Genomic DNA, 11,014 nt, shown 5'->3' with positions numbered 1-11,014 from the left:
ACGCCGCGATCCACGCCCTACGAAACACGGCCTAGGCGCGATCGGCGACGCGCAGGCGGTAGCCGAAGCCCCGGACCGTCTCGATGACGCCGTCCCCGAGCTTCTTGCGCAGCGCGCTGATGTAGACGTTGACGATGTTGGTGCTCGGGTCGAAGCTGTAGCCCCACGCCTGCGACAGCAACTGCTCCCGGCTCAGCACGTGGTCGGGGTGCCGCACCAGGATCTCCAGCAGCGTGAACTCGCGGCTCGTCAGCTCGACCGTGCTGTCCCGCACGGTGGCCCGCCGCGAGCGCAGGTCCAATGTGATCGGCCCCGCCGCCAGCAGGTAGGACGCCTCGCGGCCGGGGCCGCGCAGCCTGGCGCGTGCCCGGGCCAGCAGCTCCTCGAACCGGAAGGGCTTGATCAGATAATCGTCGGCGCCCGCGTCCAGGCAGGTGACCACGTCGTGGGCGAGGTAGCGGCCGGTCAGCACCAGCACGGGCAGCCGCGAGCCGTGTGGCCGCAGGTGGCGCAGCACGTCCAGGCCGCTGCGGCCGGCCAGGCCGATGTCGAGGATCAGCAGGTCGAACTCGTCGGTGAGGCCGAACTGCTCGGCCTGCTCGCCGCCGGCCACGTGGGTGGTCGTCCAGCCCTGCGCCCGCAGGCCGCGTTCGAGGAACGACGCGATCAGCGGGTCGTCCTCGGCGATCAGGATGCGGGTCATGACCGCGCTCCTTCCACCGTCGGGATCACCAGCGCGAACGTCGCGCCCTCGCCCGGCCGGCTGCTGACCTCGGTGCGCCCGGCGTGCGCCTCGGCGATGGCCGCGACGATCGACAGGCCGACGCCCGAGCCGCGGTAGCGCAGGTGCGCGGCGGCACCCCGCCGGAAGCGGTCGAAGATGTGCGGCAGGTCCTCGGGCGCCACACCCGGACCCTCGTCGCGCACCCAGATGCGCCACGAGCCCCGGTCGATCCGCGTGCCGACGGCCACGATGGCGCCGGGTTCGGTGTTCTGGACGGCGTTCTGCGCCAGGTTGATCACGGCCTCGGTGAGCCGGTGCCGGTCGGCGCGGACGCGACCGGCCGATGCCGCGTCGACGTGCCAGGCCCGCGGCGCCAGCGTCACCATCTTGTCGGCGAGCTCGTGCGTGAACGACTCCAGGTCGATTTCCTCGGGCTGCAGGAAATTAGGGTTCTTGACGTCGGCGAGCATTTGCAGATCGTTGACGAGCCGGCTCATCCGGTCGAGTTCGTCCATCACGAGCGCCACCGTGCGGCGTTCCTCGTCGGAGTCCTCGATGATTCCGTGCCGGATCAGGCTCAAATTCCCTAATGCGATGGTCAGCGGTACGCGCAACTCGTGGCTGGCGTCCATGAGGAACTCCCGTTCGCGCTGGAAAACGCCTTCGAGCCGGTCGAGCATGGCATTGAAGGTGCGGGCCATCTCCGCCGCCTCGTCGTCGGAACGCACCGGAATGCGGCCCGTCAGGTCGGAGCGGGAGATCGCCTGCGCGGTCTGGGTCAGCGAGCGGACCGGGCCGAGCAGCCGGCCGGTCACCCACCACGCCGCGCCGGAGGCCAGCAGGACCACGCCGATGACCGCGAGCACGCCGTACGACTGCAGCCGGGCGATCTCCTGCCGTTCCACGACGGGCAGGAAGACCACGACGAACGTGCCGAAGCTGTCGCCGACCCGGACCGGCCAGGTCGCGTAGTAGGCACCGCCCAGGGACGTCTCGAAGGTGCGCAGCCGGCGCGCCGACGGGTCCGCCGCCGACGTGGCGAACTGGGTCATCACCGGCGCGGGCAGGCTCGGCAGCGCGAACCGGGTCATCGTCTGCCGGTAGGCCCGGCCGTCGACGAAGGCGAGCAGCGCCTCCTCCCGGCTGGGCACGTTGCGCTGGAAGAACACGTCGAAGACGGCCGCGCTGGAGGTGAACGGACGGCCCGTGCGGGGGTCGACGCCCTGCTCGACGAGCCGGTTCAGCTCGTCGATCTCCTGCCGCGCCGCCTCCTCCATCCGGTGGGTCAGGTGCAGCACCAGCACCTCCTGGATCGCCACCATCGAGAAGACTCCGGAAAGGACGATCAGTGCGATGAACGCCAGCAGGACCCGGGCCCTGATGCTCTTCACCAATCGGAACCGGGCGGCGCCAACCACTGTGGACCCCCCAGACCGGAAGTAACTCGCGCGTAACTCACAGTAGATATTCGGTGAGTGCGTACGGCATTACTCAAATGGCCCGGCGTAAATGCGCGATTGGTTGGCAGGCTCCACCGTACCGCTGACTCATTCTTAGAATTTCCCTCCTGTTAACCGGGCGTTAAACAAGGCCGCCTCCCCGACGCCGCGGTCGGGGAGGCGGCCTGCCGGCCTGTCAGGTCAGCCGAACGTGATCACCAGCCGAGGCGGGTTGTCACTGCCCTTCTCCCGGCTGTTGAACTGCTGTTCCTGGCCACCGCTGTTGTTCTCGACGGTGTCCCGGATCAGGAAACCGTGGTTGCCGTCGGCGTACATGCTGCCGACCTGCGACGTGACGGTCCACTGGCGGTATCCGCTGCCGGACGCCACCGTCGCACCCGTGCCGGTCACCGCCGGCTGGTTGTTCCACCGCACGTTCGCCTCCGTCCAGGCCGCGCCCAGCCGGATGGCTTCCAGCGTGCGGCCGGTCTTGTAGGAGGACGCGTACATCCGTAGCTGCGCACCCGTCACCGAGCAGCCCGAGGGGATGGCCGGCAGGTTGAACCGCACCAGGACCCGGGCGTTGTTGCCACCCGACTTGGAGTCCACCTTGATCGACGAGTCGGTGCCGTAGTTGCTCGACGCCGACGACTGCAGCACCCAGCTGTCCGCGTTGGCGCCGAGCGTCACCGCGCCCGGCGCCGAGCAACTGGGCGGCGCGTTGACCGTCCAGGCCCAGGTGTCGGGGTTGCCGACGTTGAGCGCCGCGTCGGTGGCGCGGACCCGCAGTTGGTGCGCGCCCGGCTGGATCCCGGCGAGGTTCACCGGGCTCGCGCACGGTGCGAACGCGGCCGCGTCGAGCGAGCACTCGAACGTGGCGCCCGGCTCGTCCGCCGTGAACGTGAACGCCGCCGTCGTGCTCAGCGTCGGGTTCGCGGGACCGGTCAGGATGTCCGTCACCGGCGCCGTGGTGTCCGGCGGCGGCGCTACCGTCCACTCGTAGAGCGACGGCGTCGGGTCGGGCGTGCCAGCCGCGCTGGTGGCGACGACCTCGAACTCGTGGTCGCCGACGGCCAGCCCGGTCAGGTTGACCGGCGACGTGCACGGCGCGAGCGCGGCCGCGTCCAGCCGGCACCGGAACGTCGAGCCCGCCATGCTGGAGCTGAACGTGAACGTCGCCGTGGTCGCGGTCGTCGTCACGTCCGGCACCGTGGCCAGCGTGGTCTGCGGCGCGGTCGGCGTGCCCGTCACGGTCCACGCGTGGTGCGCCGGCGTCGGGTCGGCGTTCTCCTCGAGGTCCACGGCGCGCACGTCGAACGTGTGCGGGCCGGGTTCGAGGTCGGCGGGCAACTCCAGGTTGGGATAGCCCCACGGGCTGGTGCACTCGACGTAGTCCGCCTCGTTCTGGCTGTCGAGGCGGCATTCGTAGGTCAGCCCGTCCGTGGCCGTGACGTTGTCCGTACCCGTGAAGGTGAAGGACGCGGACAGCGAAGCGGTCGGGTTCGCCGGCTGGGTGAGCAGCTGGGTGTCGGGCGGGGTCAGGTCCGGGCCCTCCACGACCTCCCATTCGAAGAGCGCGAGCTCCTCCTCGCCCGACGTCATCCCGTCGGCGTCGACCGCCCGCACCCGCAGGGAGTGGTCGCCGATCGCGAGACCGGAGAGCTCCAACGGCGAGGTGCAGGTCTGGTACGCGGCCAGGTCGAGCGAACACTCGAACCGCACGACCGGTTCGTTGGCCGCGAACGTGAACACCGCGAACGTCGAGGCCGTCGACAGGTCGGGTGTCGCGAGGAACGTCACCACCGGGGGACCGGTGACCAGCCAGGAGCGGCTGGCCGGGGTCGGCTCCACGTTGCCGTCGGAGTCGCGGGCCTGTATCCGGAACTCGTGGTGACCGGGCAGCAGGTCCTCCAGCTCCACCGGCGACACGCAGTCGGTGAACGCCGCGCCGTCCAGGGAGCACGAGAACGACGCGTCCGGCTCGTTGGCGAAGAAGGTGAACGCCGCGGTCCGGCCCGCGGTCTCCGGCGGCGGTCCCGAGCTGATCGTCGTGACCGGCGGGGTGCCGGGCGCCGACAGCGCGATCGTCCAGTCGGTGACGTCCGGTGAGGGGTCCACCTTGCCGGACAGGTCGACCGCGCGCACCTCGAACCGGTGCGGCCCGGGTGCCAGGTTGTAGTAGGTGACCGGCGCCTCGCACTCCTGCCACGCGGTGGCCAGGGTGCTGTCGAGGCGGCACTCGAAGGACAGCTCGAACAGCGGTGTGTTGTCGTCGATGCCGGTGAACGAGAAGCTCGCCGACGTGCTCGTGCTCGGGCTGGGCGGCTCCAGCGTGATCAGCGTGTCCGGCGGGTTCACCTCCGGCGGCACCGGGGCGGTGCCGTCGCACTGGATCAGGTAGCACTGCTCGGGCTCGACGTTGCCCGTCGCCCGGTTGCCGCCGGCGTCGATGTTGCCGACCTCCGCGTACATGCCCCAGCCGCCGTTGTTGTTGGCGACGTTGCTGGAGATCGTGTGCGCCGGCTTGGCGACGAAGATGCCGTCGCTGCTGTTGCCGTTGGCGATGTTGCGGTCGATCGTGTTGCCCGGGTCGGTGCTCTCCGGCAGCACCTCGGCCTCGACCGAGATGCCCTCGGCGTCGTTGTCGTTCGAGGTGTTGAGGACGACGACGTTGTTGAGCGACAGGGCTCCTAGCCAGATGCCCGAGGACGACGAGCCGCTGGTGTCGTTGCTCTCGATCCGATTGCCCGACGACTCGAGCAGCTCCACGCCGGCCTCGTTGGTGCGCAGGTCGTTGCCCTGCACCAGGTTGCCGGCGGCGCGGAACAGGTTGACGCCGACGCCGGCGAGCCCGGTGGCCTCGTTGGCGACCACGTCGTTGTCGTTCGACTCGGACAGCTCGATGCCGGCCGACGCCTCGCTCAGCGTGTTGCCCTCGATCCGGTTGCCGTTCGAGGCCGCCGCCACCGAGATCGCCGTCTCGGACACGTCCAAGACGTCGTTGGCCTTGACCCAGTTCTCGCTCGCTCCTTCCAGGTAGACACCGTGGCCGCTGCCGGCCGAGATCCGGTTGCCGTCGAGCGTGTTGCCGCTGGAACCGACGACCCGGATCCCGTCGCCAGTGTTGTTGCTCAGCGTGTTGCCGAGCACGGTGCTGCCCTGCGAGCCGCCGAGCAGCGCGATGCCGACCTGGTTCTGCTGCAACGTGTTGCCGCGGACCAGGTTGCCGCTGGAACCGTTGTCGGCGTTGGTGAGCTGGACGCCCGCCTCCTGGTTGGCCCGCAGTTGCAGCGCCGAGACGATGTTGAGCGCCACGCCGGCGTTGAGCTGCACGCCGAAGTCGAACTCCGCGACCGTGCCGTTGGTGACGGTCACCGAGTCGTGACCGGCGCTGTTGAGGATGCCGGCACCGGAACCGTTGCCGTCGAGAGTGAAGCCGTTGAGGTCGATGGTGATCCCGGGGGCGCCGACGACCAGGCCGTTGGCGCCGCAGTTGGTCAGGTTGTTCGACACCACGACGCTCACCGTGATCGTCTGTCCACAGGCGACCGTCATGGGCACCGGCGCGGTGCCGATGGTCCAGCCGTGTGCCGCGGGCGTCGGGTCGTGGTTGCCCGCCGCGTCGATCGCCTTCACCCGGAACTCGTGGTTGGTCGCCCACAGTCCGAGGTAGGTCTGTGGCGACACGCACGGCACGAACGCGGCGCCGTCGAGCGAGCACTCGAAGGTGGCGCCGGCCTCGTTGGACGCGAAGGTGAAGGTGGCCGACGTGCTGACCGTGTGGTGGTCCGGCGCGGTGACGATGGTGGTGTCCGGCGGGGTGCTGTCCGCGGGTGCGGGCTGCACGGTCCAGACGAACGCCGCCGGTGTCGGGTCGATGTTGTTCGCCACGTCGATCGCGCGTGTCTCGAACGTGTGCGAACCGTTGGCCAGGCCCGCGTACGTCTTCGGGCTCAGGCACGGCTGCCAGGCCGAGGCGTCCAGGCGGCACTCGTAGCGCAGGTTGGGTCCGGGTGAGATGTCGTCGGAGCCGCGGAACCCGAAGGTCGCGACCGGCGACGTGCTCGCCTGGTCGGGGTGCGCGAAGATGGTCGTGTTCGGTGGCGTGGTGTCGTCGACCGGTGGGATCGGCGACACGGTCCAGGTGTACGTGGCCGCGGTCGCGTCCCGCCAGCCGGCGGGGTCGATCGCCCGCACCTCGAACTTGTGCACGTCCGAGAGCAGGAAGTGGTACGTCACCGGGCTGGCACATTCCGCCCAGCCCTCGGTGTCCGGCGGCTGCACCGGCTCACCCGGGTCCGGCGGCTCCGGCTCGGGGTCGACCGGCCCGTTGAGCCGGCACTCGAAGCGCAGCGCGTCCGGCGGTGCCACGTTGTCGGTGCCCGTGAACGCGAACCGGGCGGTGGACAGGCTGCTGCTCGGGTTCGGCGGCGTCGAGACGAACGAGGTCTCGGGCGCCACCAGGTCCGGGGTGGGCGGCGCGCCCGGGGTGCCCGCGGCGCAGACCACGCCCCGGCACTGTTCGGGCTCACCGTTGCCACTGGCCTGGTTGCCACCGCCGTCGGTCGTGCCCTCCTCGGCGGCGTCGATGCCCCACGCGACGTTGTGGTGCGCCACGTTCGCGGTGACCGTGTGGCCGGCCAGCGCGATCGCGATGCCGTCCGCGGTGTTGCCGCTGGCCACGTTGTTGCGGACCACGTTGCCGTTCGCGGGGTCCGGCAGGCCTTCCGCGTCCACCGAGTCGCCGGTGACCATGATGCCCACGACGCCCTCGCTGACGTCGTTGCCGTCGATGTCGTTGCGGTGCGACCCCTCGCCGACCTCGATGCCGATGCCCGACGTGTGGCTGGCCAGGTTGCCCTCGACCACGGAGTCGCTGGCACCGCCGAGCGAGATGCCGGCCGGGTTGAACCGCACGTCGTTGTCGGCGATGTGCGACCGGTCGCCGTCCTCGACCACGATCCCGGAGTCCGAGGCCAGGTAGGCGAAGTTGCCTGTCGCCGTGGTGTCGTCCGAGCTGTCGACCGAGATGCCGGCGTCGCCGGTACGCGTCATCCGGTTGCCGGTCAGCGTGGTCCCGTGCGAGCCCGCGCTGACCACGATGCCGGCGTCGCCGGTGTCGCTGACCCGGTTTCCGGTGAGCGTGTTGCGCCGGGAGTCCTCCAGCAGGATGCCGCCGTCGCTGTCCACCAGCGGGTCACTGGTGAGCCCGGAGACGACGTTGTCCCGCAGCGTGTTGCCGGACGCGTTGCTCAGCCAGACGGCCGCGCCGAGGTTGCCGGTCAACGTGTTCGCGACGAGCTGGTTGTTCTCGGAGCCGGACGTCAGCGCGATGCCCAGCTCGTTGGCCTCGACCGTGTTGCCGCGCACGATGTTGGCGTTGCGGCCGTCGTCGGCGTCCCACAGCTCGATGCCGGCCGTGGCGTTGCGGGCGACGGTGAGGTCCTCCACCACGTTGAACCGGGTGCCGGCCATGAGCTGCACGCCGTACCCGAAGGACCTGATCGTGCCCTCGCCCTCGACGACGACGTTCTCGAAGCCCGCGTTGCGGACGCCCGCGGGCAACCCCAGCTCCGGCACCTCATACGGCGAGCCGGGCTCACCCGCGAAGTAGCCGGGCCCGTCGATCGTCCTGCCGTTGAGGTCGATGCGGATGTTCGGCGCGCCCACCACGAGCCCGTCCAGCGGGCAGTCGGTCAGGTTGTTCTGCAGCCGGATGCTCTGCGTGACCACCATGCCGCAGGTGACCGTGGTCAGCGCACCGGCCGGCGGTGCCGGCGGCGTCGGCGCGCCGGGCCCGTCGAACCGCAGCACGAGCTGCGGAGTGGCCGGCGGCTCGGCGATGGTGTCGCGCGACGCCAGCGACTGTTCGAAGCCCTCGCCCTCCTCGACCGCGTCGCGGATCTGGAAACCGTGGTTGGGTGTGCCGGAGAGCATAAGAGTGACGGCGGCGGTGACGTCCCACTCGCGGAAGCCGCCGCCGGAGCCGGTGGTGGCCACCGGCCCGCTGACGCCGGGTTGGTTGGCCCACGTCACGCCCGTCTCGGCCCAGGTCACGGCGAGCGGCTGGGCCTGCAGGGTCCGGCCCGCGTCACCGTCGGCGTGGATCCGCAGGGTGGCGGAGACGAGCTCGCACGCGGCGGGCGTGTCGGCCGGCACCGGGAAGCGGACCAGGGCGCGGGCGTCCTCGCCGGCGGCCTGCGAGCGCACGGTGAGCTGTTCGGCGATGCCGAAGTTGACCTGGGTCTGGCCCTCGTCGACCCAGGTGTCGGCGGTGGCCGACAGGGTCACGTTGGCGGCGTCGCAGTCGGTCGGCGAGCCGACCGTCCAGGTGTACGTCGCCGGTGTCGGGTCGGCGTTGCCGCCCTCGTCGATCGCCCGCACCTCGACCGTGTGGCTGCCCGTGGTCAGGTCGCTGAAGCTCCACGGCGAGGCGCATTCGAGCCAGGCCTCCTCGCTGGTGCTGTCGATCCGGCACTCGTACTCCAGCAGGAACGCCGGTGTCATGTCGTCGGTGCCCTGGAACGAGAACGTGGCCGTGCGGCCGGCGCTCGGGTTCGGCGGGACGCTGGCGAACGTGGTCTGCGGCGGCGTGGTGTCCTCGCCGCCGACGAACTCCCACTCGGCGGGCGTCTCGTCGACGTTGCCGGCGCGGTCGATCGCCCGCACCTGGAGGGTGTTCGGGCCGGTCTCGAACTCCAGCAGCTCGTGGGGGTTGGTGCAGCCCGCGAACAGGTGCTCGGGCTCCGGCGGCTCGTTGGGGTCGACGTCGACCGGTTCGAGCCGGCACTCGTAGAGGATCTCGGCGAGCGGGCTGACGTTGTCGGTGGCCGAGAACGTGAACACGGCCCGCTCGGCCGCGACCTGCGGTCCGGTGAGGATGCTGGTCTGCGGGTCGACGGTGTCGGCCGCCGGGAAGGGCCCCTCGTGCTCGTAGGCGCCGATGTCGCACGCGGTGTTCTTGGGCCGGCTCACGCCGCGCTGGTCGGTCAGCACGCACGGGCCGACGCCGCCGTCGAGCGCGTAGCTGTCGGTCTGGATCGCGTGCGTCATCGTCGGGCCGCCGTTGTCGGCGATCGCGTCGATCCTCGGGTTGCCGGCGTTGAGCCGGTCGCGGCTGCCCCGGAAATAGCAGGAGTCGCCGCTGTCGAGGTTGCCGCCCTCGGACCCGACCGCGAAGCTGCACTCCGCGCCGACGAGGTTGCCGGCGACCAGGGTGTTGCGGAAGAGCACCGAGGTGCTCGGCTCGACCGGGAAGTTGACCGAACCGCCGGGCTCGTGTCCGACGCCGGCGCCGTGCGGCGACAGGTTCAGCGTGATGGTCGCGTTGACCACCCGCAGGCCCGCGTCGGCGTCGCTGTAGAGACCGCCGCCGGAGGTCTGCGCCACGTTGCCGGAGATCGTGGTGTTCTCGATCAGCGCCGTCGCGTCACTGGCGTTGTAGACACCGCCGCCGTACACGGTCGCGCGGTTGTCCCAGAAGGTGGTGCGCGCGACCGTCAGCGTCCCGTCGGCGACGTTGGCGAAACCGCCGCCGTGCAGGGCGCGGTTGCGCTCCACCGTGGTGTCCAGGATCTGGAAGTTGCCGCTGCCCTCGCTCTGGATGCCGCCGCCGTCCTCCTCGGCGACGTTGCCGGTGATGGTCAGCCGCTGCAGCGTGAGGCCCTGGCCCTCGTTCTGCACACCGGCGCCGCCGAGCGCGTGGTTGTCGCGCACGACCGTGTCGGTGACCGAGGAGGCGGCGCCGGAGGCGAGGACCATGCCGCCGCCGGTCGCGACCGCGGTGTTCTCGGTGAACGTGCTGCCCGAGATCGTGACCGCGCCGTCGCCGCCGGCGTGGATGCCGCCGCCCCCGCCGTCGCCGGAGACCGGATCGCCGGCCGTGTTGCCGGTGAACACCGAGCCGGTGACGGTGGCCGGCCGCTGGGTGTCGCTGAACACGCCACCGCCGCTGCCGCCGGCCACGTTGCCCGAGAAGGTGCCGCGGGTGATGGTCAGGCGGGTCTTCGAGACGTTCGCGATCGCGCCGCCGTCGCCCGCGGCCCGGTTGTCGGTGAACGACCCGTCGGAGATCGTCAGCTCGGCCTCGTGCTGGTTGTGGATCGCGCCACCCTCGCCGCCGGTGTCGTTGCCCTCGAAGACCCCGCCGGCGATCTCCATCCGGCCGGTGCTCTCGGTGGCGATGCCGCCGCCGAAGACGCCCGCGTAGCTGGTCCGCACGTGCACGTTCTGCAGCCGGACGAGGCCGGGGGAGAAGTTGGCGACCGCGCCGCCGCTCTCGACGTCGTAGCCGTCCCGGAGCGTGACGCCGGAGAGCGTGACATCCTCGGCCTCCGCCCAGATCTCCAGCAGGCGGTCGAGCCCGCGGACCTCGGGTGCCGAGCCGGCCGGCGGTTGGCCGCCGTCGACGACCGTGCTCGCGGCACCCGCGCCCGCGATCGTCAGCGGGCTGCGGATGTCGAAGTCGCCGACGTCGTCGTCGTTCGTGCCCGCGGGAGCGCGGGTGATCGGGTACGTGCCGGCCGGCAGCTGGATCGTGTCCGCCGCCGGGTTGGCGTTCGACTCCTGGATCGCGGCGCGCAGCGTGCACGAGCCCGCGCTGGTCTGGCAGATCCCGTTGCCGACGTTGTTGTCGACGAGGTCCGCGTTGCTGGTGACCGTGAAGGTCATCGCCCACGCGGACTCCACATGGATCAGGGTCAACACCAGGAGCGCGCTGGCAGTCAGCGCTCCCAGCCTGGTGGCTCGGCGGCGCAGCGTCCGCCTGGCATCCGTCGGTCCGCGCATGTGTCACTCCACCTCGGGCGCACGGTCATGGCGAACCGAGTCTTCGGCCGGCCGATAAAGGCCG

Annotated in this window: 3 protein-coding genes; all 3 read right to left on the bottom strand. The window is 70.9% G+C overall.

All coding sequences use genetic code 11. The features are described from left to right. Positions 1-31 precede the first annotated feature (31 nt). Complete coding sequence (locus Air01nite_RS35645) at positions 32-703, bottom strand: response regulator transcription factor (protein ID WP_203707797.1); 672 nt, start codon at positions 701-703, stop codon at positions 32-34. Then, positions 700-2,115, bottom strand: coding sequence for a sensor histidine kinase (locus Air01nite_RS35640; protein ID WP_203707796.1), 1,416 nt, complete (start codon positions 2,113-2,115; stop codon positions 700-702). Before Air01nite_RS35640 ends, Air01nite_RS35645 begins: the two co-directional genes overlap by 4 nt. Positions 2,116-2,364: 249 nt before the next feature. Then, a complete protein-coding gene (locus Air01nite_RS35635; protein WP_203707795.1) occupies positions 2,365-10,950 on the bottom strand; it encodes a right-handed parallel beta-helix repeat-containing protein in 8,586 nt (2,861 codons plus the stop codon). Positions 10,951-11,014: the final 64 nt, after the last annotated feature.

Source organism: Asanoa iriomotensis (assembly GCF_016862515.1).
Taxonomy (GTDB): domain Bacteria; phylum Actinomycetota; class Actinomycetes; order Mycobacteriales; family Micromonosporaceae; genus Asanoa; species Asanoa iriomotensis.
The sequence above is the reverse complement of the archived record's forward strand: the minus strand, read 5'-3'. Positions and strand labels throughout refer to the sequence as shown.